Here is a 24,316-nt window from a genome sequence, read left to right as displayed (position 1 = left end):
ACGCCCACCAAAGCTTGTATCTATTTCGATTTCCAGCTGTCCAGCCAGCGCCGAAATCTGTTATGTCGCTCTTCTATGGCGTCACCGGCCGCATATAGGCCATCTTCCACGTTTTCGATCATCGGATCAATCCGTGCTTGCCGGAACCTGCGCCAACGCACCCATATCGCCCAGACGAACGCCGCAAAGATCGTCAGGAAGATGATATTGAACCAGGGAATGATCCGAACATCCGGCCCTTCAACGTCTTTGATGAAAATGGCGTTGGGAAAGATCGACATGAATTCGTTGCGCCACCCGTAGTGGGTTACGACCACCCATTTCGGGTTTTCCTTGGTGGATTTCGCATCATTGGCCTCGGTATACAGGTTCGCCGTGTCGAACTTGAAATACGGGGGCCATCCCCAGCCGGTATCCTCATTTCGGTACACGATGGGTTTTCCGTTAGCCCGCACCGCCTGAATGAACTGCACATCCCGGTTGGACAGGCTGGTGGATTGATCTTCCGGCTCTGACCAAAAGATCCGGGTCCAGTCGTTCAGATCCTGCCGTTCTTCATAGGTGTTGACGATGCGCACAATGTCATGCTGGGGCAGAGAATATTGCAGGATCACGGCAATCGTACCCCAGAAAATGATAATGAACGCCCATTTCACATAGGCCATGCCTAAACCCTCACATGTAATTCACGATGTAGATCAGCGCGCCAATCGCCACCCACGGCACGATATAGACACCCAGGATCAGTTTACGCCGAAACGAGTTGTCATACACATGCAATCCGCGTTCGACAAAGGCTTCTTTGTTGCCCGTCTTGCCCTTTTCGTCCCACCAGTTCTCCAGTTTGCGCCGGCGTATGCCGCGCGAATAGAAAGACAGCCCGACATAGGCAATCGTCTGGATCACCAGCAAGATCAGCAAAAGGCGCAACAATCCAATCATTTCAACCTTTCCTCACCGAACCCCACGGACCAACCCGAGCAATTATGTCATCGCTGACGCGATCGTCACCACTCATATCCGGCTCATGTCCGAACAGGGCGGCGCGGGCGCCTTGCTTGTCCACCTGATATTCGCGCGCAAGGAAGTCGGCCACATAGGCCTTCTTGCTCTCGGGCCAGCCAGAATATGTTCGGTAGAACAATTCTTTGTGGCAGATGAACATCTGGCGCGGGTCCAGCGGGGCCAATTCGGACAACAGCATGTTCACCAGATCGCGGTTCGGCGTATCGGCGGCGCGTAGCGTGTAGAAATAGGCCGGGTGGTCCGAGGTGATGCGCGGCCACGGACCCCCGTCACTTGCCCAGCGCAGCAGTTGCGCAAGCCCGTGATAGGCCTGCGGCAGGCGATCCGCGTGGTTCCGGGCCAACCGCCGCATGTCGCTGCGATCCAGCCCGGTCAGGTTGACATCGGCATCTGCCGCCGCATCGACGGTCAGGAAATCCATCTTCTGTTGCAGGATCGCGGCCGCATCCACGCCGCGCGCCTTGACGATGGGCTCAACCAGATCGTTGTAGTCCAGAAATTTGGCAATCTGGTTCCGCTGCGGCGGATCAAACGTGTATTTGATCGGCAAGTCGTCAGGCTTTTCACCCATGCAAATCGCTGCCGGGTGATCAACGTCAGGAAAAAGATAAAGCCCACCGAAATGTGCCGTCCAGAAGTTTCGCTGCTCAAAATCCGTATGACGCAGGCGCACCGGGTTTCGGGTGACGTCACCGGTTTCCCTGGCGGTTTCGATCATCTTGGCGATCAGCACATCATCGAACCAGGCGTCCTCTTCGGTTTTGAACCGTTCGACCATGCCTGCCAGTTGCTGTGCCTTGCGCAGGGTGCCGCCTGTTGTGTCGGCCTCAATCTCGATCTTGCGCAGGTTCAGCAGGTCGCGCGGCGTGGTGAGTTTGAAAACCGAGTTCACCAACTCTCCGGCCACCGCATCGGTGGCGGTCAGGGCGAACAGCTGCGCCTCGTTCATCTCGATGAATTCCCGCAGGATATCGCGCGAGGTCGAGAATTTGACGTTCAGCAAAGGCGCACGTTTCTGCTCGGTCGTCAGCAGGATGAACTGCCGGTTGACCCCGTTGGGGTTGAGGTAGAGTTCATCCTCCAGCTCAATCCCCACCTCCGGCGAATAGCCCGAGATATCTACATGGAAATCCGTCAGCGCCGTTGTCTTGCCCGCCAGATGCTGCAACGCGCGGTTATACCGCTCGACCAGAGCCGGGCTGGAGATGTGGACGAGGTTGCCAAACATCAGGCCTTTTTTGATGAGGCGGATCATAACTCCTTCCCCAAGTCTCGTGATGCAAACAAAGGGATGCGGAAGTCAGAAAATTCCCCGACTTTTTCAGAATTAATCCAGAACACGCTCTCCTTCTTAAACTTATCAGAAAGTTCTGATGCAGCCAATTGCGTGAAAACCTTTAGGTGACATGCTCTCACCCAACTGTTCGCCTTTAAATTCCAACCAAACAGTTGGTCAATCAGTTGGTTTCTATCTCCTGCACTAGCTGGAGAAGCACCGTGTCGATTTAATCGACCAGCAAACATTACCTCCTCACCGAAAGGGTAAAACGAGTTTCCAGCTTGCTTGTTAACGAACATACTAGCGATGCCCTCGTTGTTGACATGGCCTAGGTTCTTTTTTGCGGCACTGAATGAGTAGTGACCAGCAGCTTCATGTCGTACATCTCTGGCAAGCGAATAGGACCTATCCAACTGAAGTTCATGGTTGAACTTGTTCAGGCAGTATTCAGCGACCAGTTTTACTTCGCTCCCAGAAGCCTCTTTGCCACTGGCTAGTTTTTTGATGCATTCATGAAACTCGAAGAGCTTTAATGTCCAAATCCTCAAGATGCAGCATTGTTGGATAAAAGCTGCAACATTGACTGGTTCATCTTTTTCGGAAGGTTGGAATGTAGAGAGAACCAAGCGCGCGATGACGTTTAACTCTGTAATTGCAAAGCTAGTGACGGCAAAGAGAGCCAAACTATCTTTGGGAACACTTCTTAGGTCCTCCACTTTGAGAGGCAATTCCTCAAAGTGTACGGCAGAGTAGTTTCCGTCGCTCACCCCTTCCCCTCCAGATACCGCCGCTTGGCCTCTTCCATTCGGCCCATCTCACGCACCGCATTTTCGATGGCGACCTCGTCGCTCTTGTCGGCATAGCGGAACTCGCTGTCGGCGTAGCGGTTGATCTCTTGCATCACCATCTCAACCGTGATCGGCTGGCGCAGATCCTCGATCATGGCCTTTTTGGTGTCGTAGTCGCGGAACAGGAACAGGTCGGGGTTTTCCATCCACTCGTCGGGCAGTTCGAAATCCATCGCACGGACCTTGACCGCGTCGGTGATGTTCTTGATCGCGCGGCCGGTGAACCGCTCATCCGCGGCTTGGATCGCCTTGAGGTAAGTGCCCAACTTGGCGATCGTGTCCATCTGTCCGATCTCGCCAGACACCCGGTCATAGACCTGCAACAGCGCGTCCTCATGCGGGCGGGAATGGCTTTCGAAGCTGGCGGCAACGGCCTTTTTGATTTCCTGCGCGGCATAGGCCTCGTGCTCGCCCAGCGGGATGTCATGGTTGCGGCCCATCAGCAGGTGCAGGATATCGATGTAATCCTCGCGCGTTTGCGGCCCGTCCACCAGAAACCGGGCGCCCGCCCGCTGGCGCAGAGCGTCGTCCACATTCTCGGGGTAGTTCGAGAACATGCCAAAGGTGCAGTTGCCGCGCACGACGGTGTTGGCGCCCGCAAAGCTCTCCATCAGCACGGCGGTGATTTCCAGTTGCCCGGCTGACGACTGCCGGTCGCCGCGCTTACCCGCCAGTTGGTCGATATCGTCGATGGTGCCGAACCCGATGACCGAGGGGTCGATGATCGTGTTGATAAACGCCTTGGCGTTCTGGCCGGATTTGCCCTGATAGCTGTCGATGTTGTCGGTGCTCAGGTTCTGATAGCGGAACGGATAGCCCGCGTTCTGGCAATAATCATTGATCAGCCCCGCCATCATCTGGATCAGGGTGGTCTTGCCGGTGCCCGGCTTGCCGTCGCCCATGAAGGTAAAGATGAACCCGCCCAGTTCCGCGAACGGGTTCAGGCGGCGGTCGAAGTCGTAGGCCATCACCATCTTGGCCAGTTTCATGGCCTGATATTTGGCGATATGGTTGCCGACCACCTCGTTCGGTTTCTTGAACGTCATGGTGAGCGTGGTGGATTTGGCTTTTGAGGCCGGCTCAAACCCCCGGATGGTCAGGTCATCCGCCTCGATATGCCAGGCAGCATTCTGGAACGGGGCCAGATGGCCTGCGGACCCTGCACGCAGGGCGGCCTTTTCCATCAGTTGTTCGGCATAAGCGCTGGTAGCCGCGATCAGATGGGCGTCGTCGGGGGCGTGTTTGGCCAGCACCTGATCCAGCTCCCACAGCGCGCCATGCAGGGCAAGCTGGCCATTGTCGGTCAGAACCTCTTCAATCTCACTGAGATCAACGGTGGTTTCGCCCAGATGCGAAGACATCAGATAGGCCAGCGCGTTGCCGAACGTATGGAGCGTGATCAAAGCCTCGGCGGTCAGCAATTCCGAGAATTCAGTCTTGCGCGCGGCAGGTAGATCCCCGGCCAAATTGGCACGTTTCAGATCGGCCAACGGCGTCTGCTCCGTATAGGCCTCGGCCACGGCCAGAGCGATGGCAATCGCGCGCCGGATGGCCTGCTGCGCAGTCGCCTGCGGGGGTGAGACCAGCGTATCGCCATCATCCGACGCCTCGATTCGTTCAACCAGATGCACCCCATCCGCGCGCACCGTGCGCCGTGTCACCAAACCCGGTGTCGTCGACCGAAACCGCCGCCCCGTCGACACACCCGGAGACCGTTCGACGGCGGCCTCAACGGGTTTGGCAATCCGCGGTGCATGCTCGAACCCGTTCAACAGGGCGGTCGCTGCGGGATAATGCTTGCGAATGTCGTCTTCGCGCAATTCCATCTGATCTGACGTCAAACTCATCTCAATAACCGCCCTTGCTTCATCTTTTCAAAAATACTCCCGTCGGAGGCGAAAAATTCAATATCTCAGCACCTGCCCAGTCTTGCTGACGACGAACTTGCGCACATCGGCAAAGCCTGGCGGGTTGCGCTCGGCCAGCACCTGAAACGGCCGCTGGGGCAGGATGATCGACCGCTGGGTGCGCGTAGCCCCAGTCTCGGCCCCCTGCCCGCCGAACGGGTCCAGTGCAAAGACCTCGCGTTCGACGGTAGAAAACCAACCGGCGCGTTCTTCGATCACCTCTTCGCTTTCCAGCTCCTCGGTGGTCCAGGCCAGCGCCCAATCCTGACCTTCGGGCGCCTGTGCGTCCTCCAACACCTGCCGCAGGGGGCCGGATTGCTCGGTATAGGCCGAGGAATACATCGGGCCCACATGGATGCGGCGCATGTGTTTGGGGTGCAGGTCGTCGAAATCCTGATCGAACCCCTTGGCGATCGTCACCAGTTTCAGCCCGCCCAAGCTTTGCGCCATCAGATGCGCCTGTACCTCGGGCCAGCGGCGTTGATCCTTGGGCAGGGCAGTTTTGCCGCTGTCCTCCAACTGCATCAGATAGATGACGGGCAGGTTGATCTGGCTGTCATAGACCGCCCAGTGGATCAGGAACTTGCGCCGCTCGCCCTCATTCCCGATCCAGTGGCATTCGGGATCGTTGCGGGCCCAGAACAGCTGACCTTTCAACAATTCCTCGTAATAGAGCCTTTGGGACAGCGCGAATTGCAGCTTGGTGGGAATCTCCCGGTCGCCAATAATTGTCCGCACCATGTCGGTTTTCAGATCCTCTTCCGAGGGCATGTTCGCCAGATGCACCTGCGCCTGCTGCGCGTCATTGGCCATGGTCAACAACTCGGCCGCCACCGGAAACCCGCTGTCGCGCTTGTCCATGGCGAGGCTGCCAAAGAACCGCCCCGTATCGCGCCCCACCAGCAGGTATTTCATGCTGAGCGCACGGAAGGTGTAGAGCAACCCCGAGAGGTAGCGCGACACGATCTGCACCTCTTGTTTGCTGATCGCCCCCTCGGCCTCCATCGTCGCCGCCACGCGCAGAAGGTGGACGGTGATGACCTCAAATTTGCGGAAATAGCGGCGTGAGGCGAAGGTGTCGGTCAGGCCGACATGGTCTAGGGTGGGGTCGTTCATAAACGGTTCCCAAATCTGTCGAAAAGCCAAGGTCGATGTTTCTTTTCGATTTTGAGCATTTCTTCTTTGAGTATCTTCAACGAATACAAAAGACAGTAAAAGCTACCGAGCACGACAGACAAACCCACCATCTGAAACAATAGATAGTGCGCGCTTAAAATCCTTCTGGTTGCTACGAATACGATTAGCATCGCCCCAACAATACACCCGTACATCGCTAGCATTTTGAGGAGCAGAATAAGTACGTCTTTTATCACGTTGGACCCGCTGGCCTGTTCACCCACGATATAAATTCTTGTCATGCTTCTCGACAATCGAGGCAAACCGGCGGGCAAAGCGCTCATCCGCCTTGGCCTTTTTCTCCAGCACGTCGCGGGCAAAGACCATGTGGTCCTCGTGCGCCTCGAGCATGTCGGCCATTTTCTGGTTGGTCGCGGTGCCGATGGCGGCCATTGCCGTCTGAGCCTCCTGGTCGGTCTGCACGCCGATCTCGTTGATGCGGTGGGCCACGTCCTGCTGCTGTGCAGTTTTCAGCGATTTGGTCAGGGCGTCATACAGCACCACGCGCTGTTGCGTGTCTGTTTGCAGCTTGTTGATCAGCACCATCTGCGTCGCCGCCTGGTTTTGCAGTGAATCGACCCAGGTTTTGCCCTTTTCGATGTAACGCTCCAGCGTTTGGGATTTGGCCAACTTGACCTGTTCTTCCTGAACCTTGGCGTTGTATTGTTTGTTCAACTCGGCAAGTTCGGTTTCCAACTGGGTGCGCGCGGCGGCGTCCTGTTCGACGCTGATCTTGTTTTCCAGCGTGATGATCGTCGGATCCATACCCTGAATCTCGGCGCGCAGCGCCTCGAGTTCCGCCACAGTCGCCTCGCGATCGTCCAGCGTGACGGTCAGGTTGTCCTCGACCTTGACGCGCTGTTCCTCCAGCACGGCCAACTGCCCTTGCAGCAGTTTGACGATCACGTCGGATTTGGCGATCAGGTCTTGCAGCTTGTCATCGATATTGGCGGTGCGCATCCGCTCCTGCCGCATCGACTCGGATTTGCCTTTCGAGAAGATGCCGACAAACGACTCCCACCCGGTTTTCGAGCGCATCTCGTCAAAATCCTTGGAAAACGCGCTGGTGACGTCGTCCAGCCCCATGATCAGTTCGGCGATATTGGCGTTCATCACCTCGGTATGGGCGTGCACATCCTCGAGCGTGGCGTTTTCGATGTCGATATCGGCCTCGGCAGTGCCGATCTTGGCGCGGGCCGCTTCAATGCGCGAGGTCAGCCCTTCGATCTGAGACTGGCTTTCGCGCACTTTGGCTTGAGTCTCTTCTATCAACGCTTCGAATTGCTGGTTCGACATCGCTTCTATCCCTTTTTTCTTCTATTACCCAATAAGATAGGGAATGTTACACTGATTTACATCCCCCGGGTCTCAAAATTCACTCAGACTTTGGCAAACTCCTTGGCAAAAAGAAAGGCGAGACCGGCCAATGAAACGCGCAGATTTCGGGTGACTCGATTAATTTAACTTGTTAAGTATTTTTTTGATCAAATCTGGATTGATTCCACATCCAGAGTGGCCATAGACAATTGAGACATCACCTGATTGGGTGCGCACAACCCAATTCACGCCGGAGGCTTATCATGCTGGACGCAACGACCGATCTGAAGTCAATCCTGAAGAACCCCGAATTGCTTGTAACCAAAGCCTATATCGGCGGTCAGTGGGTAGACGGTGACAATGGCACGTTCAAAGTCACAAACCCCGCTCGGGGCGATGTGGTCGCCGAGGTGGCAGACGTAAGCCGCGCTCAGGTCGCCGGAGCAATCGCACAGGCCGAAGCCGCGCAGAAAGAATGGGCCAAACTGACCGGCAAGGAACGTGCAGCCATCCTGCGGCGCTGGTTCGATCTGATGATGGAAAACGCCGAGGATCTGGGCAAGATCCTGACCGCTGAACAGGGCAAACCCCTGGCCGAAGCCATCGGTGAGATCGGCTATGGCGCGTCTTTCATCGAGTTCTTCGGTGAAGAGGCCAAGCGCGTCTATGGCGAGACCATTCCCGGCCATCAGCGCGACAAGCGGATCATGGTGATGAAGCAGCCGATCGGCGTTGCGGCCTCGATCACGCCCTGGAACTTCCCCAACGCGATGATCACCCGCAAGGCAGGCCCGGCTTTGGCCGCTGGCTGCGCCTTTGTGGCGCGCCCGGCCACCGAAACGCCCCTGTCGGCGCTGGTACTGGCGCTGCTGGCGGAACAGGCCGGCGTACCTGCGGGCGTGTTCAACGTGGTGCCCTCGTCGCAGGCCGGTGAGATCGGCAAGGAGTTCTGCGAAAACCCCGGTGTGCGCAAGCTGACCTTTACCGGATCGACCGAAGTGGGCCGCATCCTGCTGCGCCAGGCAGCCGATCAGGTCATGAAATGTTCGATGGAGCTGGGCGGCAACGCACCGTTCATCGTGTTCGACGACGCCGATCTGGATGCCGCCGTCGAAGGCGCGATGCTGTGCAAGTTCCGCAACAATGGCCAGACCTGTGTCTGCGCGAACCGTATCTATGTGCAGGCCGGCGTCTATGACGCATTCGCGGCCAAACTGAAAACGGCAGTAGAGGCACTCAAGATCGGCGACGGCTTGACCGAAGGCACCACCACCGGCCCGCTGATCAACGCCGACGCGGTCGCCAAGGTCGAGGAACATATCAAGGACGTGACCGACAAGGGCGGCGCGGTTCTGACTGGTGGTCTGCCTCATGATCTGGGCGGCACGTTCTTCCAGCCAACCATCGTGACCGGCGTGACGCAGGACATGCTGGTGGCGCAGGACGAAACCTTTGGCCCGCTGGCCCCGCTGTTCAAATTCGAGGACGAAGACGACGTGATCGCCATGGCCAATGACACGATTTTTGGTCTGGCCTCGTATTTCTATGCCAAGGACCTGAGCCGCGTCTACAAGGTGGCCGAAGCCTTGGAATACGGTATCGTCGGCGTGAACACCGGCATCATCTCGACCGAGCTGGGCCCGTTCGGCGGCGTCAAGCAATCCGGTCTGGGCCGCGAAGGCAGCCATCACGGCATGGAAGACTATCTGGAAATGAAGTACGTCTGCATGTCGGTCTGATCCAATACGGTCTCTGTCCCATTGCGGTGGGCAGAGACCCCGCGTCCGGAAACGCAATCGCGTCGTGTTTTGAGTGTGTATGGCGGCGGCCCAGTCGACGCTGACACGGCTATTCTGCGGACTTGTCGCGGATTTGTTCGATTGCACGGGTCGCGAACTTTCCCTGCAACGAACCGTCAACCATGGCTTCCAGCGCGGGCAATGCAGAGGACGCCGCGCCACCAATTTTCCCCAATGCAATAGCTGCCTCTTTGCGGACAAACACCGACGGGCTTTCAAGAAGCGCGATCAATTCCGGCACCGCTGGCTCTGCCTCGGGACCGAACAGGGCCAGCGATTGGGCTGCCGTCCTCTGATCTTTGGCATCCCCCCGTGACAGATCCGCCCTCAGACTTGCTATGGTTTTTTCCGGAGGCAACGCCGCCAGACGCAGCCCGTCGTTCAGCCGGGCGTTCAAATGTTGGTTCTCACCGACCCAGCGAATGATGAAAAAGTAATTCTGAACAGCGTCCTGTATGACACCGGCATGCTTGCCCTTTTGCCATCGGTCGATGATGGCCCTGCCCGCACGTCGATCTCCATTCAGGGCCAGAACCGAGGCTGCAAATGGCATCAGTTCAGTTGCCTGCGGATTTCTGTTCAACTCTTTCTCGATCACATCTGCCGCACCCGTCAGGTCATTCAATGCGTAAAGAGCCGCCGCTTCAAACAGCGCGTAGTGGCTGGGATAATTGGGATCCAGCCGGGTCGCGGCCTGTACAAAGGCCAATCCTTCCTCGGGCTCACCGGCTGCAATCAGCGCCCATCCCATCGTCAGATGCGCCTCGGGGTCGCTGGGTTGCAGCGCGATGGCTTTCGCTGCTTCTCGTCTGGCTTCTTCCGTCCCCCGACCTACCCGTAGGTTACTGTCCCAATCCGGAAGGTTGAGACTGACAATAGCCCGGATAACGTGCACCAGGGCGGTGTCCTGCTCCATCACATCCCGGTAATATCTGTAAAACAGGCCGATATGCATTTGCGCGCCTGACTCTGCAAACCCATTCCAATGATGAAAGATGTGCGGTCGCAAATGCGCCAGGGCAAGCGTCGCCCAGGCACGCCCATAATCCGGGTCCAATTCCACGGCCTTTTCAAAATGGGGAATTGCCGCAAGGTTGTCCTGTTCGTTGAACTGCGAATACAACTCCCACCCGCGCTGGAAGGCCTCGCGTGCTGCAATGGTCTGGGTTTCCACGCTTTCGATGGCTTGCCGGCTTTGAGGGTCGAGCGGAAGATCCAGCTCCTGAGCAATTGCGAGAACAATGGTTTTCTGCACTTCAAAGATGTCATCAATCGCGCCATCAAACCTGTCCGCCCAGATCAATCGCCCGTTCAATGTGTCGGTCAGGCGAATGTTGATCCGGAAATCTTCATCCGCACGTCGCACGCTGCCGTCAACGACGTAGCGAACCCCAAGTTCTTCGGCGAAACGAGCGATATCTATGTTCCTGTCGCGGTATGCGAAGGATGAATTGCCGGCGATGACGAACAATCCGGATATTCGGGACAGGTCCGTGATCAAATCCTCAGAGATACCGTTGATCAGCATTTCCTTGGATGCGTCATCGGTGTAATTCGCAATCGGCAACACTGCGATGGAAGGTAGATCCGGCAAAGGGTAAACCATCTGCGCCTCTGAGGCGCGCAATTGGCCAGTCTTCCACGGTTTCGTCAGAAAAAGCCCAACAGCCGCCAACATCACGAGCAGAGCCGCCAGCGGCAGCCAGCGGGATTTCCTCAGTGTGCGGCTTTTTCGCGGTGAAGGCAAAATTTCCGCTTCTACGCGAAAGGCCTGAACTGGGTCTGCGATGTTCTTGACGTTCTGTGGCCCGATCGGGGCAAAACCATAGGGCACTTTGTTGCGCGCATAATCGACGATGGATTGTGAAACAATGATACCACCGGGATCTGACAGTGCCTCGAGCCGCGCGGCAACGTTCACCCCGTCGCCAAGGATGTCATCCCCGTTCGAAACCACATCGCCGACATTCAGGCCGATCCGAAACGTGATGACGCTATCTTGATCGGTACCCGCGTTTCTCTTTGCAAGGTCGGCCTGAATTTCCACGGCAGCGTGAACCGCATCGACGGCGCTGCGAAATTCGATCACAAAGCTGTCTCCCGCAGTGTTCGCGATGCGCCCTGAATGCCGGGCGATCGCCGGCTCTATGACTTCGCTGCGGATCAGGCGAAGCCTTGCGATGGTACCTTCTTCGTCCAGACCAACCAATCTTGAGTAGCCGGCGATGTCGGCTGCCAGGATAGCTGCTAGTCGACGTTTTGGTCGGCTTTCCATAATACCGAAGACTATCAGGCGGATAATTTGCTGGGAACCAGTTTTCGCACACGCCCAAAACACAACGCCCCGCGTCTGGAGGAACGCGGGGCGTGTGTTGCGGCAGTCCGGGAGGAGTGAACTGCCGCGGGATATTCAGAAGCCTCAGTTCACGGCTTTGGCGTCCACCACATCCTTCTCGATGGCTTTGGCCGAGGTGATCTCGATCCGGCGCGGTTTCAGAGCCTCCGGAACCTCGCGCTTCAGTTCGATGTTCAGCATACCGTTTTCGTGGCTCGCACCGGTGACGCGGACATGATCCGCCAGGGCAAACCGACGCTCGAACGCGCGGGTGGCGATGCCACGGTGCAGATAGGTGCGCTCTTTGTCTTCGGCGGCTTTTTTACCTGCCACGACAAGTGAATTTTCTTTCACTTCCACGGTCAGGTCGTTTTCCGAAAAACCGGCAACGGCCACCGATATCCGGTAGGTGTCGACATCGGTTTTTTCAATGTTGTAGGGTGGATAGCTGGGCTGGGCCCCATCGTTGGTCAGAACGCGATCCATCATGTCGGCGATCTGGTCAAAGCCAATGGTGGCGCGGTGCAGCGGTGCAAAATCAAACGTACGCATGTGTCATATCCTCATTCTTGAGCGATTTGCGATAAGTGCCCTCCGACTGGACGGGCGATTTCAGGTACCGGACCCCGTTGTGGCGGTCCGATACACATCACATGGGTAGCGATTTCGCCGAGTTCAACCCCCGCCAGAACTGATGAATTTCGCACCAGATCCTGACTTACCGGACCCGACCTGCAATCGGCGGATCGACGCCTTGGGCTGAGGTGCGTCGCGCCGCATGATGGCCTTGAGCTCGGCGACGATCCCGCCAAGCTCCATGCCAAACCCCACCTTTCTACGGCCGTTCGTGCCTACCGCCGATACCACAGACAGGATCTGCCAGCGCGCACCGTTTTTCGCCAGAATTGCAGACCCGGAAGACCCGAAAGTAATGTCGCAATCAAAGGTGATCAGACCCTGGCTGCGGTCGATGATACGGCACGAACGCTCTCGGGTGATCGCCTCGGACCGTCCCCGCCCATACGAGGCAATGCTGATCTCGTTGCCCGGAACACGGCCGCTGTGCAGCGCAAAAGGGTCGGCGACCGAATACGGGATAGGCTCGTTCAGCCGCATCAGGGCCACGTCCAACTGGACACCTTCGTGCGACAGCGGGTTCTGCGCCCCATAGCTGGGATGAAGGGCGATTTGCGTGACCTGACGCTCGGCCAAGGCGTTGCCGTTGCTAAGGCCTGCACGAAACGTGATGTCTTCGGGCACATAAGTCTTCCCGGTACGACGATCCACCGCACAATGGGCTGCGGTCAGCACCATGTCCTGCGCGATCAACGTGCCGGTGCAATACGAGGCATCGCGGACATCCAGCCGACCGATAGCCTCCCAACCATAAAGGTCATCCCGGTCGGTCAGCTTGCGCTTGTTGGATTGCGCTTGCGGCGCTGTTGCCAAGACGCTCAGGCCCAATAACAGGCTCCAGAAGACTCTCATCATGGTCGAATGAACCTTGCGCCTATGTTCTTGTTCGTTTCCGATCCGGACGAGGAAAGCCCAAATCCCCGCCCCGCAGAAAGTTCGTCACGCAGCAATTGCAGAGAATGCTCAACCGCGGTTCCAATTGCGACACTTTGGCCGTCCATACTGGCCTTGGCCGCAACCACCGATACGATCTGAGGACGCGCGCCCGTGAAAGAAAAAACGGGTGCCCCCGAAGACCCGAAATCAACGTCGCAGGACATGACCATAACCCCGGCCTGCCGGTTCATGACCGAGCAGACCTGTTGCAGCGACGGAGCTTCTGACCGGTCATGCGCATAAGACACAACGCCCACTTCAGCGCCACGTTTGGGCTGATCGCCCGACTCAAATGGAATGACGGCTGTATTGCGGATCGGCTGCCACAGCTCGATCAAAGCCACGTCCGCGCTTACCCGGTCGGCCGTAGAGTCGACGCCATATTGGTAGTCCGGATGGATCACAGCCTGGCGCGCGGTCCGATAGGCCAACGCACGTCCCAAACGCCACCCGGCCAGAAACTCGATATCCGCAGGGTTGATCCGTTGTCCTGATCTTTTGTCGAACAGGCAATGCGCCGCTGTCAGTACAAGCGTCGGCGACACCAGCGTTCCGGTGCAAAACCCTGCGCCGGCGATATCCAACCGCCCGACAGCCATCCACTCGCGCCCGGAATCCGACGTATCCAGGCTTTCCAGCCTAGTGTCCTGCGCCGTGGCCGCCAATGGCAAGACACAGAGCACGATCGCCTTGATCCAGTTACGCACGAGGTTCTCCGAGACTCACTTCGAAGCTTTTGTCCTACGTGCCGCGTTGGGCGAAAATAGGGCGATCATGCACCAAAGGTATTTCCCTGGGAAATGATGCGCGCTGGCATCAGCATGATTCACCGCAAGACGGGAACCGGGTTCCCTGTTCCCTGCAAGGCCGGTGGCTTTGGTCCGCCGGTCGCCCAGTCCAGCAACTCTACTGTGTGAACGATCGGCAGTTGCGTACCAGAACCGATCTGCATCATGCACCCGATATTGCCGGCAGCAATGATATCAGGCTTTTTCGCCTCAAGAGTTCTAACTTTTCGCTGTTTCAACTGGCCTGATATGTCCGGCTGCATCAGGTTGTACGTTCCCGCGCTGCCGCAGCACAAATGACTGTCGGCGGGTTCGACGACCTTGAAACCCGCGTGTTTAAGCAAGTCTTTGGGATAGGATTTGATCTTCTGCCCATGCTGCAATGAACAGGCCGCATGATAGGCGACGGTCAGGTTTTGGTTTTCCCCCGCCGGCAGGTCCAGCTGGATCAGAAGTTCACTGACATCCATGGCGATTGCAGACACACGCGCCGCATCTTCGGCAAGCGGGCCATTGCGAAACATATGCCCATAATCTTTCACGGTGGTGCCACAGCCAGAGGTATTGATGACGATGGCGTCCAACCCATCACCGTCCATTTCCCGTTTCCAGGCTCTGATATTGGCGGTTGCCGCCATATGACTGTCTTGCACCTTGCCCATGTGATGGGTCAAAGCTCCGCAACAGCCAGCACCTTCGGCGATCACGACCTCGCACCCCAACCGTGTCAGCAGGCGGATCGTGGCGTCATTGATATCGGTGTTCAGCGCCTTTTGTGCGCAGCCCGTCATCAGCGCCACCCGCATTTTTCGTTCACCACCGGGCGCAAAACTCTGCGGGTCATCGTTGCGGCTGACAGGCGGGATATGCTTGGGCGCCATCTCCAACATCGCGCGCAGCCGGGCATCGGGCATCAGGAACCGGAAAGGACGGCCCAGCCTGGCCCCGATCAGGGCCCAACGGAACCGCATCGGATAAGGCAGGATCTGCGCCAAAAACCAACGCAACAGCCGATCCGTCCGCGGACGCTTGTAGTTGGCCTCGATATATTCGCGCGCATGATCGACCAGATGCATATAATGCACACCTGACGGGCAGGTGGTCATGCAGGCCAAACAGGACAGGCAGCGGTCGATGTGCTTGACCGTCTTTTCGTCGGGCACACGCTCGTTTTCCAGCATGTCCTTGATCAGGTAGATGCGCCCACGAGGACTGTCGAGCTCGTCTCCCAGCACCTGATATGTCGGACACGTGGCCGTGCAAAATCCGCAATGGACGCAGTTTCGCAGAATCTCGTTCGAGCGCTGGATTGCCGGGTCTTGCAATTGCTCATCGGTGAATGTTGTCTGCATCGCCCTATCCCATCAGCCCCGGGTTGAACAAACCCCGAGGATCAAATTTCGCACGCAAGCCCTTTGTTAGAGCCGATATTGATGTGGGTTCCGGATGAAATCGCCCCAGTTTTCTGACCGTTTCGTGGTCGGATCGTACCAAAGTGGCATGACCCGAAAACGCACAAAGCCGGCCACGCACATCCGTGCCACCCGGGACCCGCAGCCAGACAAGACCACCGCCCCAGTCAAACAGCGTTTGATCCGCTTCGGCGCGCGCCGAAATCTCCGCCGCGTCACCCGGTTTTACCGAAAGCCGCCAGACGTCCCCGTCCTTGCCCTGAAATGGGTGAACGTCGCGGATCCCGGTCCAAAGCGTTGCGGCGTCTCCCTCGTCTGTCACCTCACCATAATCTGCCAGTAAGGCGGTCAACCGACCGATCCTGTACGTCACCGATTCTGCAAATCCCTCGACCCTAAGCAGGGCATTTCCACCCGCCGGGTCATAGGCGGCACCAGTCACTTCAAAAGGTGAATTCAACGCAGCGGAAAGAACTTTCACCGCGCTGCCGGCATCCCGAACGGCGACGGACAAAGTCGCCACTCTTTCCGGCTTGGGCAGCACCTTCAACGACACTTCGGTCAGAATTCCCAGTGTTCCCCAAGACCCACCCATCAATTTAACGAGATCATAACCGGTGACGTTTTTCATAACTCGCCCACCATTCTTGACCACCTGCCCGCGCCCGTCGACGAAACGCACACCCAGCAGGAAATCCCGGCAGGCACCGACCTGAATCCGCCGCGGGCCCGAGATATTGGCCGCGACGACACCGCCGATCGTTGGTTCACCTTGAGTATCAAGCAAACTGCGGTGATCCATCGGCTCAAACGCCAGTTGCTGACCTTCCGCTTCCAGCACGGCCTGGATCTCTGCCAATGATGTCCCGGCCTTGGCCACAAGAGTAAGTGCTCCGGGTTCGTAAAGCGAAATACCACGCAGAGCCCCGGTTTCGATATTCGCTTCGGGACCGGTGACCGCGCGCGTGCCGCCACCGACGATGCGAACAGGCTCTTTCAATCCGGTCACCATGTCGGCCAGTTCAGATTCTGATTCAGGTTTCATGGCAAAATCCGTTATTAGAGCCTTTTATTCGGCAGCAATCTGCGCGTGGCGACGGGTTTCCGAAACGTTCAGTGGAAACACCTTGGCAGGGTTCAGCAGCCATTTGGGGTCAAAAACGTCCTTGACCGCCATCTGCGCCTCAAGATCGGCAAGCGCATATTGATGCGACATCAGATCCCTCTTCTCGATACCCACGCCGTGCTCACCGGTCAGACAACCGCCTTCGTCCACGCATAATTTCAGAATTTCGGCCCCGAATGCCTCGCATTTTTCGAGATCACCCGGTTTGTTGGCATCGAAAAGGATCAGCGGATGCATGTTCCCATCCCCTGCGTGAAAAACGTTCCCGACAGGCAGACCGAATTCTTCACTCAACTCGCCGATACGGCGCAGCACCGTTGGCAGGGCCGACACCGGGATCGTACCGTCAAGGCACATGTAGTCGTTCAACTGCCCCATGGCGCCGAATGCGGATTTCCGACCAAGCCAGATTTTTGCGCTTTCTTCGGCTGACTGGCTTTCTCGCAGCTCGACCGGGTTGTGGCGTTTGGCGATCTCGATGATTTTCGACAATTGATGGTCAATTTCGGCTTCCGACCCTTCCACTTCGACAATCAACAGCGCATGGCAGTCGGGATATCCGGCGTGTGCAAAGTTTTCGCAGGCTTTTATGCACAGCGTGTCCATGAACTCGATCGCAACCGGCAGAATGCCCGATTTGATAATGTCCGAAACACACTGGCCCGCAACTTCGTTGTCGTCGAACCCCATCAGAACCGGCCGCGCGCCTTCGGGTTTGCGCAGAATGCGCAGTGTTGCTTCGGTCACCACGCCCAACTGACCTTCCGAGCCGCAAATGACGCCCAAAAGGTCCAGACCGGGCGCATCCAGATGCGCGCCGCCGATCTCGACGACACTGCCACCCATCATCACCATGGTCACGCCCAGAAGGTTGTTCGTTGTCACGCCATATTTCAGGCAATGCGCGCCACCTGAATTCATCGCGATATTGCCGGCAATGGCACATGCCAGTTGCGAGGAAGGATCAGGCGCATAAAAGAAATCCTCCTCCTCGACCGCGCCGGTGACGCTCAGGTTTGTGCGGCCCGTCTGCACCCTGATGAAACGGTTGTCATAGTCAACCTCCAGCACCTCATTCATCCGCGCGACGCCCAGAATGACGCAATCAGCCGTTGGCAATGCCCCGCCGGCCAGCGACGTACCCGCACCGCGCGGCACGACAGGCACGCCTTCTTCATGGCAGATGCGCAAAACGTCCGAGACTTCCTGCGTGCTCGACGGCAACACGGCCAGCATCGGAGGGCATTTGTAAGCCGTCAGGGCATCGCACTCATAGGCTCGGGTTTCAGCCGGATCATGGATAATTGCCGTATCTGGCAAAACCCGCGACAGCCGCGAAACGATCGCGCTTTTCCGGCTCAGTACGTCCGGGCTTGGCTTTGGCATTTCCATGGCATCCCTCCCTTTGGTAAAATAATATTACCAATTTACCACTCTGGCAAGTTCCGATGTCCGGTCGTACTGTCGCGCCATGACCTGGATCGAACGTGCCGCCCTATTTTCCCCTCTGGATTATGCTGCCATTGCAATATTGCTGGGTGCGTGGCTGTGGATCGGATGGAAGATCGAACACCCGTCACCACAGAAGCCGTCCGTCGCCCTTGTGATGGATGGCTACCGCCGCGATTGGATGCACGAGATGGTGACGCGCCAGCCACGGATGTTCGATGCGCAGGTCGTGGCTGCCATGCGGCAAGGCAGCACTTTTTTCGCCTCAACCACGATGATTGCCATCGGGGGCGGTCTGGCCCTGTTGGGCAATACCGAGCGATTGGCCGGGGTGGCGACGGATCTTGCCATCGGCAGCGCACCGGCGATGGTCTGGGAAATCAAGATACTTGTGGTTGTCCTGCTGCTGGCCAATGCTTTTCTGAAATACGTCTGGGCACATCGTCTTTTTGGATATTGCGCCGTTTTGATGGCCTCGGTCCCAAACGATCCTGAAGACCCGAACGCCTATCCTCGGGCCGGTCAGGCGGCCGAGATCTGCGTGACCGCCGCCCGAAGCTTCAACCGCGGTCTTCGCGCCACCTATTTCGCCCTTGCTTCGCTGGCGTGGTTTCTCGGGCCGATGGCATTGGTGTTGGGCACAATGATCACATTCGGTGTCCTGTATCGCCGCGAGTTTGCATCGCATTCCCGCGCGATCCTCACGGCCCAAACTTCGAACACAGAGACGTGATCCCCAAGCGCGGCATTAAACCCTAGGTTCGAACCATGCGATATGTGATTCTCAGCGCCCTTCTGGCTGCACCTGCCCTTGCCGACCCGCCGACAATCGAACAGGTCCGCGCCAGTGCCACCGGTGACACATGGCGGTTCGACGTGACGATCCGGCATCCCGATACAGGCTGGGATCATTACGCCGACGGCTGGCGCGTTCTGGACATGGACGGGAATGAACTGGGACTGCGGGTGCTGCACCACCCGCATGAGACAGAACAACCTTTTACCCGCTCGCTTGGCGGCGTGGTGATTCCGGAAAACGTTTCACAGGTGCAGATTCAGGCCCGGTGCAATGTGGATGGCTGGAACGAAGACACGACGTTGGTCGAACTGAACTGACCTTCAGAAAATCCCCATGGCCAGGCCCGCACCCAACGCGGCGCCGATCTCGCGACACCGATCCAGCTGATCTTCCGGAATGGTTTTTCGGGCCAGAATGACCTCGGGCGTTTGCGCGTGCGTGCAGACAATCAGCGGCGACTGGACCTCTTTCAACCGCCATCCAGTGGCGATCCGTGCGATCTGGCGGGCTGCATTCTCTCCGTCCGACCCGGCGCAAATCATCTGCGCATATGGACGACCTTCGATCTGTCCCAGAACTGGGTAATAACAGCGGTCGAAGAATTCCTTCATCAAGCCAGAGATCGCCGCCAGATTCTCTGGCGCGCAGAAGATGTAGCCGTCGGCGGCCAGCACATCCTCCGGCCCCGCCTGATCCGCAGGCACAAGCTCAACCTCGGTTTCAGCCCGCGCCGATTCAGCCGCCGCTTCGGCCATCTGCCGGGCACCACCTGTGCGCGAATGATAAACGATCAGAAGCTGCGCCATGTCAGACCCGGTGATAGGGGCCACCTGACAGAATGGTCGCGGCCCGATACAGTTGCTCGGCCAGCATCACACGGACCAGCATATGAGGCCAGACCATCGACCCGAACGAGATGGAAAAGTCGGCCTCCGCCCGCAAAGCAGGGTCTATTCCGTCCGCTCCGCCGATGATCAGCGCCAGATCCTGCCGCCCCGCATCGCGCCAACTACCCAGTTTCTTGGCAAAATCGGGCGAGGACATCACGCGCCCGCGTTCGTCCAGCGTACAGATCACCGCGCCCTTGGGCAGCGCCTTGCGCAGCAACGCGGCTTCGGCCCCCATGCCTGCGTTTTTCTTGTCCTCGACCTCGATCACCCGCGCGGGACCAAGGCCCGGGCCACGGCCGGTCCGGTCAAAGCGGGTCAGGTAATCATCAAGCAGGGACTTCTCCGGTCCGGAGCGCAATCGCCCGACCGCAACTATGCTGATACGCATATCTCTCTCGCCTCCGGCCCCTCAATACGGGCCGGGATGGCGCCTCAGTTCGCCGAGGCGCTGCCGCCCTGGGGCAGCCACATCTTTTCCAGCTGGTAGAATTCGCGCACTTCGGGGCGGAAGATATGGACGATCACGTCGCCCGTATCGATCAGCACCCAATCGCCGGCATCCTTGCCTTCGACCTTCGAGGTGAAACCGAATTCCTGCTTGATGCGATCCGTCAGCTTTTCCGCCATGGCCGAGACCTGACGGGTCGACCGACCCGAAGCAATGACCATGTGATCCGCGACAGACGACTTGCCTTGCAGGTTGATCTGCACGACGTCTTCGGCCTTGTCATCGGAAAGTGAGGAAAGGATACGCTCAAGCAGCTTGTCGCTGATTGACTGAGAGTGGGCCATTACACGGGACCCGTCTTCGGCAGGCAAACCCGCCTGTGTATGTAGTGACAGGACATAGTCCTCCTTTGCTGCGCGCCGTGAAACCCCGGCGCCGGGGTACTAATAAAGTAACAAGGGGAATGCAACATTTCAATGAAAGCGCGTCCGGCCCCGCGCAGGGTTGATCACTCTTCTGCGATTTGTTGCATGTTTGCGTTTTCCGACAAAAGCCGAACCTCGCGCTGCGGGAAGGGAATCGAGATGCCTTCGTCCTGAAACGCATCCCACAGCGCAAGATAGACATTTCCCCTGATATTGGTCAGCCCTTTGGTCGGATCGCTGATCCAGAACCGCAGAACGTAATCCACGCTGCTGTCGCCAAAACCGGTGATATGGCAAACCGGTTCATGTTTTCCGCCACTCAATACGCGGGTCACTGCCTTTACAGCCCGGATCGCCGTTGCCCGCACTTTGTGGGGGTCATCCTCATAGCTGGTGCCGAAATCCAGATCCAACCGCACGAATTTGTCGGAATGCGACCAGTTCACCACCTGGTTGGTAATCAGGTCCTCGTTCGGGATCAGGTATTCCCGCCCGTCCCGCGTGACAACCGAGACATAGCGTGCGCCCAGCGCATTGATCCAACCGAACGTATCGCCCAGCGAGATCACATCGCCTGGCTTGATCGACCGATCCATCAGGATAATGATCCCCGATATGAGGTTCGACACCACTTTTTGCAGGCCGAACCCGATGCCCACGCCGATCGCGCCCGACAACAGCGCAATGCCGGTCAGATCGAAGCCCAGCGTGCGGATCGCAGCCAGAAAGACCGCGCCATACAGCAGCACCTGAATTCCCTTGGCCAACAACACCTGCATGGACGGGGTGATGTCGTCATTGCTCTGCAATCCACGCTCGGCCGCGCGGGTGCCGATGCGGGCCAGCGTCAACAGGACCCCGATCAGCAGGATGGCCTTGAGAATACCCAGCAAGGAAATATGCAGGTCACCGACGGAAATCGCGACCCCATCGAGGAATTCGGCCACGTCATCCGTCAGATTCAACGCAACAAGCGTTGCATAGACCCACATTGCCCACTTGAATATCCGTCGCAGCGTCCGGTTGCGGACAAGCCTCGCCACCAGTGCAATCGCCAGCCACGCAGTTGCCAGAGTTGCAATGATCCCAATGAGATAACTGCGCGACGGCCAGGTGACATGCTGCATTACCTGGTACAAGAGCCAGGACAGCAGCACGAAATAGACCAGTGTCAGCCGCTGCATCAGCTGTACCATGGTGCGAAGCCGCCATTTCGGCCATCCGGTGCGGGCACGCGTCCAGGCATCCCATCGCGGCTGTGTCAGAACTTTCAGAAGGAAAGCCAGCGCCCAAAGAAAAAGGATGATGACCAACTGATACTGCCGCCAGCCCGGCGTAACCACCAACTCGACCAGTTCTTGAAGCTCGGAAGCGAACCCCGCGACCATGTTGTTGTAAAGGTCTGTCAGCGAGCTGGGGATCAGGTCTTGGTTCATACGCGCCTCCTGCACGGCAGCTTGGACAGCAATGCTGGGCGATGCAAGCCTGACACCGGTTTTGAACCTTGATTGCAGCAAAGGCGCGGTATATCTGAACCGCATGAGACTCAATGTGGCCCAAGAACAGAATCTGGAAGACCGCGCGCGTCTGCGCGAACGGTTCTTTGGGGCTGCCCGCACGGTCCTGGCGCGCCTACCCGTCGCCTGAGCCAACTCGCCAGCTATTTCTCATTACATACGGGAGAGGACACATGTCCCCCAAAACACTCTATGACAAGATCTGGGATGCCCATGTCGCGCACGAAGCCGATGATGGCACCTGCCTGCTGTATATCGACCGCCATCTGGTCCACGAGGTCACCAGCCCGCAGGCGTTCGAAGGCCTGCGCATGGCAGGCCGCAAAGTGCGCGCCCCAGAAAAAACCATTGCCGTGCCGGACCACAACGTTCCGACCACACCGGATCGGGTGAACGGTATTGAAAACCCCGAATCGCGCATTCAGGTCGAAGCGCTGGACAAAAACGCCCGGGATTTCGGCATTCACTACTACCCGGTGAATGACGTCCGTCAGGGCATCGTGCACATCGTCGGCCCCGAACAAGGCTGGACCCTGCCGGGCATGACCGTCGTCTGCGGCGACAGCCATACCGCCACGCATGGCGCATTCGGCGCATTGGCCCACGGCATCGGCACGTCCGAGGTCGAACACGTTCTGGCCACGCAGACCCTGATCCAGAAGAAATCCAAGAACATGAAGGTGGAAATCACCGGTAAATTGCAGCCGGGCGTGACCGCCAAGGATATCACCCTGGCCGTGATCGGCGAAACCGGCACCGCCGGCGGCACCGGCTATGTCATCGAGTATTGCGGTGAAGCCATCCGCAACCTGTCGATGGAAGGCCGCATGACCGTCTGCAACATGGCCATCGAAGGCGGCGCACGCGCAGGGCTGATTGCACCGGATGAGACCACGTTCGAATATGTCAAAGGCCGTCCGCATGCGCCGAAAGGTGCGCAGTGGGAAGCCGCGATGAATTGGTGGAAAACACTCTACACCGACGAAGGCGCGCATTTCGACAAGGTTGTCACGATTCGTGGCGAAGACATCGCGCCTGTCGTCACCTGGGGTACTAGCCCCGAGGATGTTCTGCCGATCACTGCAACCGTGCCGCACCCCGAGGATTTCGAAGGCGGCAAGGTCGAGGCGGCCCGCCGGTCAATCGAGTATATGGGTCTGAAGGCCGGTCAGAAGCTGAGCGATGTCGAGATTGACACCGTCTTTATCGGGTCCTGCACCAACGGACGTATTGAAGACCTGCGTGCCGCAGCCGAGATCCTGAAAGGCAAGAAGATCAAGGACGGGATGCGCGCCATGGTCGTGCCGGGTTCGGGGCTGGTCCGCGCCCAGGCCGAAGAAGAAGGCCTGGCCGACATCTTCAAAGAGGCCGGGTTCGAATGGCGTCTGGCAGGCTGTTCGATGTGCCTGGCGATGAACCCCGACCAGTTGCAACCGGGCGAACGCTGTGCCGCGACCTCGAACCGCAACTTCGAAGGCCGTCAGGGCCGGGGCGGGCGCACACATCTGCTGAGCCCGGCAATGGCTGCCGCAGCGGCAATCACGGGACGGCTGACAGACGTCCGTGAATTGATGTAAGGTGCCCTCATATCTAGATATTTGAGGGATTGAACAAATGAGTGACTGGGTCAAATGGCTCCTGCTGGGGCTTCTATCAATTGCGTTCGGCGTCTTTGCGCTGGGCAATGCGATTGCGGCTTCGCTTGCCGTAACGGTCGTGACCGGTGCGCTACTGCTGATTGCGGGCGCGATGCAGGTGGTCGGCGGTTTCACCGTCGAAGGCACAGGCAACAAGATTCTGTCACTCATCATGGGTGTGGTCATGCTGTTCCTGGGCTGGTCCTTTCTGGATCACCCGCTACAGGGAACACTGACGCTGGCAACCGTGATGCTGATCCTGTTCATGGCAGGCGGCATCGCGCGGGTCATTCTGTCGTTCCAGATGAAAGGAACACAGTTTTTCTGGCCCACGATGATCTCGGGCATCTTGTCGATCATCCTCGCAGGTATCATCTGGTCTTATGCAAGCAGCGAACCCGCCGCTTTGCTGAGCCTTCTGGGTATCCTGCTGGGCATCGAGATGCTGTTCAACGGGTTCGGATTGGTGTTCATGGCGTTCTTCGTCAAGAACGCACCCAAGGACGAAACAACAGAAGCGAAAGAAGCTTAATCGCGGGATACGGGCGCGGCCCTCTCCTGCAGGA

General features: G+C 57.9%; 24 protein-coding genes. 6 read left to right on the top strand and 18 right to left on the bottom strand.

The window, feature by feature from the left end:
* Positions 1-20: 20 nt before the first annotated feature.
* From GOW09_RS19280 to GOW09_RS19250, 7 genes are all read right to left on the bottom strand, one after another.
* Entirely contained in the window at positions 21-665 is a 645-nt protein-coding gene (locus tag GOW09_RS19280; protein ID WP_152459741.1) for a DUF1523 family protein, read from the bottom strand.
* A 10-nt stretch (positions 666-675) separates the two neighbouring features.
* The gene (locus GOW09_RS19275) at positions 676-942 is read right to left on the bottom strand and encodes a hypothetical protein (protein WP_171120117.1); all 267 of its coding nucleotides are present in this window, start codon (positions 940-942) and stop codon (positions 676-678) included.
* A 1-nt stretch (position 943) separates the two neighbouring features.
* Positions 944-2,281: a DUF6638 family protein gene (locus GOW09_RS19270; RefSeq protein WP_171120116.1), complete on the bottom strand. Its 1,338-nt coding sequence runs from the start codon at positions 2,279-2,281 to the stop codon at positions 944-946.
* The gene (locus GOW09_RS19265; protein ID WP_171120115.1) at positions 2,278-3,072 is read right to left on the bottom strand and encodes a hypothetical protein; all 795 of its coding nucleotides are present in this window, start codon (positions 3,070-3,072) and stop codon (positions 2,278-2,280) included. Before GOW09_RS19265 ends, GOW09_RS19270 begins: the two co-directional genes overlap by 4 nt.
* Positions 3,069-5,000: an ATP-binding protein gene (locus GOW09_RS19260; RefSeq protein WP_171120114.1), complete on the bottom strand. Its 1,932-nt coding sequence runs from the start codon at positions 4,998-5,000 to the stop codon at positions 3,069-3,071. Before GOW09_RS19260 ends, GOW09_RS19265 begins: the two co-directional genes overlap by 4 nt.
* A 57-nt stretch (positions 5,001-5,057) precedes the next feature.
* Positions 5,058-6,176, bottom strand: coding sequence for a hypothetical protein (locus GOW09_RS19255; RefSeq protein ID WP_171120113.1), 1,119 nt, complete (start codon positions 6,174-6,176; stop codon positions 5,058-5,060).
* Positions 6,177-6,452: 276 nt separating this feature from the next.
* Positions 6,453-7,532, bottom strand: a complete 1,080-nt coding sequence (locus GOW09_RS19250; RefSeq protein ID WP_171120112.1) for a hypothetical protein — start codon at positions 7,530-7,532, stop codon at positions 6,453-6,455.
* 284 nt (positions 7,533-7,816) lie between these two features.
* On the opposite strand from GOW09_RS19250, the gene GOW09_RS19245 reads away from it, so the two are divergent.
* Positions 7,817-9,292 carry an NAD-dependent succinate-semialdehyde dehydrogenase gene (locus GOW09_RS19245; RefSeq protein WP_171120111.1) on the top strand — a complete coding sequence of 492 codons (1,476 nt, stop codon included), beginning with the start codon at positions 7,817-7,819 and terminating at the stop codon, positions 9,290-9,292.
* Positions 9,293-9,401: 109 nt separating this feature from the next.
* On the opposite strand, the gene GOW09_RS19240 is transcribed toward GOW09_RS19245, so the two are convergent.
* The 7 genes from GOW09_RS19240 to GOW09_RS19210 form a co-directional block, all read right to left on the bottom strand.
* Positions 9,402-11,627, bottom strand: a complete 2,226-nt coding sequence (locus GOW09_RS19240) for a tetratricopeptide repeat protein (protein ID WP_171120110.1) — start codon at positions 11,625-11,627, stop codon at positions 9,402-9,404.
* Positions 11,628-11,771: 144 nt separating this feature from the next.
* On the bottom strand, positions 11,772-12,239 hold the full coding sequence (locus GOW09_RS19235; RefSeq protein ID WP_152459732.1) for an Hsp20 family protein: 468 nt from the start codon (positions 12,237-12,239) through the stop codon (positions 11,772-11,774).
* A gap of 123 nt (positions 12,240-12,362) precedes the next feature.
* Positions 12,363-13,178, bottom strand: a complete 816-nt coding sequence (locus GOW09_RS19230) for a serine protease (RefSeq protein ID WP_171120109.1) — start codon at positions 13,176-13,178, stop codon at positions 12,363-12,365.
* The gene (locus tag GOW09_RS19225; protein WP_171120108.1) at positions 13,175-13,966 is read right to left on the bottom strand and encodes a trypsin-like peptidase domain-containing protein; all 792 of its coding nucleotides are present in this window, start codon (positions 13,964-13,966) and stop codon (positions 13,175-13,177) included. Before GOW09_RS19225 ends, GOW09_RS19230 begins: the two co-directional genes overlap by 4 nt.
* Positions 13,967-14,085: 119 nt before the next feature.
* Positions 14,086-15,399 carry a glycolate oxidase subunit GlcF gene (glcF, locus tag GOW09_RS19220; protein WP_171120107.1) on the bottom strand — a complete coding sequence of 438 codons (1,314 nt, stop codon included), beginning with the start codon at positions 15,397-15,399 and terminating at the stop codon, positions 14,086-14,088.
* 4 nt (positions 15,400-15,403) lie between these two features.
* Positions 15,404-16,504 carry an FAD-binding protein gene (locus tag GOW09_RS19215; RefSeq protein ID WP_171120106.1) on the bottom strand — a complete coding sequence of 367 codons (1,101 nt, stop codon included), beginning with the start codon at positions 16,502-16,504 and terminating at the stop codon, positions 15,404-15,406.
* A gap of 24 nt (positions 16,505-16,528) precedes the next feature.
* Positions 16,529-17,977, bottom strand: a complete 1,449-nt coding sequence (locus GOW09_RS19210) for an FAD-linked oxidase C-terminal domain-containing protein (RefSeq protein ID WP_171120105.1) — start codon at positions 17,975-17,977, stop codon at positions 16,529-16,531.
* A 79-nt stretch (positions 17,978-18,056) separates the two neighbouring features.
* Here GOW09_RS19210 and GOW09_RS19205 point away from each other — a divergent pair, with 79 nt between their 5' ends.
* Both GOW09_RS19205 and GOW09_RS19200 read left to right on the top strand, forming a co-directional pair.
* A complete protein-coding gene (locus tag GOW09_RS19205) occupies positions 18,057-18,767 on the top strand; it encodes a DUF599 domain-containing protein (protein WP_171120104.1) in 711 nt (236 codons plus the stop codon).
* Positions 18,768-18,802: 35 nt separating this feature from the next.
* Complete coding sequence (locus GOW09_RS19200) at positions 18,803-19,150, top strand: hypothetical protein (RefSeq protein WP_171120103.1); 348 nt, start codon at positions 18,803-18,805, stop codon at positions 19,148-19,150.
* A 3-nt stretch (positions 19,151-19,153) separates the two neighbouring features.
* Here GOW09_RS19200 and GOW09_RS19195 read toward each other — a convergent pair whose 3' ends face one another.
* The 4 genes from GOW09_RS19195 to GOW09_RS19180 all read right to left on the bottom strand — a co-directional run bounded on the left by GOW09_RS19195 (position 19,154) and on the right by GOW09_RS19180 (position 22,032).
* On the bottom strand, positions 19,154-19,639 hold the full coding sequence (locus GOW09_RS19195) for a flavodoxin family protein (protein ID WP_171120102.1): 486 nt from the start codon (positions 19,637-19,639) through the stop codon (positions 19,154-19,156).
* 1 nt (position 19,640) lies between these two features.
* The gene (rlmH, locus tag GOW09_RS19190; RefSeq protein ID WP_171120101.1) at positions 19,641-20,111 is read right to left on the bottom strand and encodes a 23S rRNA (pseudouridine(1915)-N(3))-methyltransferase RlmH; all 471 of its coding nucleotides are present in this window, start codon (positions 20,109-20,111) and stop codon (positions 19,641-19,643) included.
* A gap of 44 nt (positions 20,112-20,155) precedes the next feature.
* Positions 20,156-20,515 (bottom strand): ribosome silencing factor, encoded by a 360-nt coding sequence (rsfS, locus tag GOW09_RS19185; protein ID WP_058276550.1) that lies wholly within the window; start codon positions 20,513-20,515, stop codon positions 20,156-20,158.
* 164 nt (positions 20,516-20,679) lie between these two features.
* Positions 20,680-22,032: a mechanosensitive ion channel family protein gene (locus tag GOW09_RS19180; protein ID WP_171120100.1), complete on the bottom strand. Its 1,353-nt coding sequence runs from the start codon at positions 22,030-22,032 to the stop codon at positions 20,680-20,682.
* A 31-nt stretch (positions 22,033-22,063) separates the two neighbouring features.
* Between GOW09_RS19180 and GOW09_RS22690 the strand changes: the two genes are divergently transcribed.
* The 3 genes from GOW09_RS22690 to GOW09_RS19165 are packed head-to-tail and all read left to right on the top strand — an operon-like array spanning position 22,064 to position 24,282.
* A complete protein-coding gene (locus GOW09_RS22690; RefSeq protein WP_254442760.1) occupies positions 22,064-22,243 on the top strand; it encodes a hypothetical protein in 180 nt (59 codons plus the stop codon).
* A gap of 43 nt (positions 22,244-22,286) precedes the next feature.
* The gene (gene leuC / locus GOW09_RS19170; protein ID WP_152459723.1) at positions 22,287-23,690 is read left to right on the top strand and encodes a 3-isopropylmalate dehydratase large subunit; all 1,404 of its coding nucleotides are present in this window, start codon (positions 22,287-22,289) and stop codon (positions 23,688-23,690) included.
* Between the two features lie 37 nt (positions 23,691-23,727).
* Positions 23,728-24,282: an HdeD family acid-resistance protein gene (locus GOW09_RS19165; RefSeq protein WP_171120099.1), complete on the top strand. Its 555-nt coding sequence runs from the start codon at positions 23,728-23,730 to the stop codon at positions 24,280-24,282.
* The last annotated feature ends 34 nt before the right edge of the window (positions 24,283-24,316 follow it).

The sequence above is a fragment of the Ruegeria sp. HKCCA5463 genome (assembly GCF_013034175.1).
Lineage (GTDB): Bacteria > Pseudomonadota > Alphaproteobacteria > Rhodobacterales > Rhodobacteraceae > Ruegeria.
This window is presented reverse-complemented; position numbering and strand designations above follow the sequence as displayed.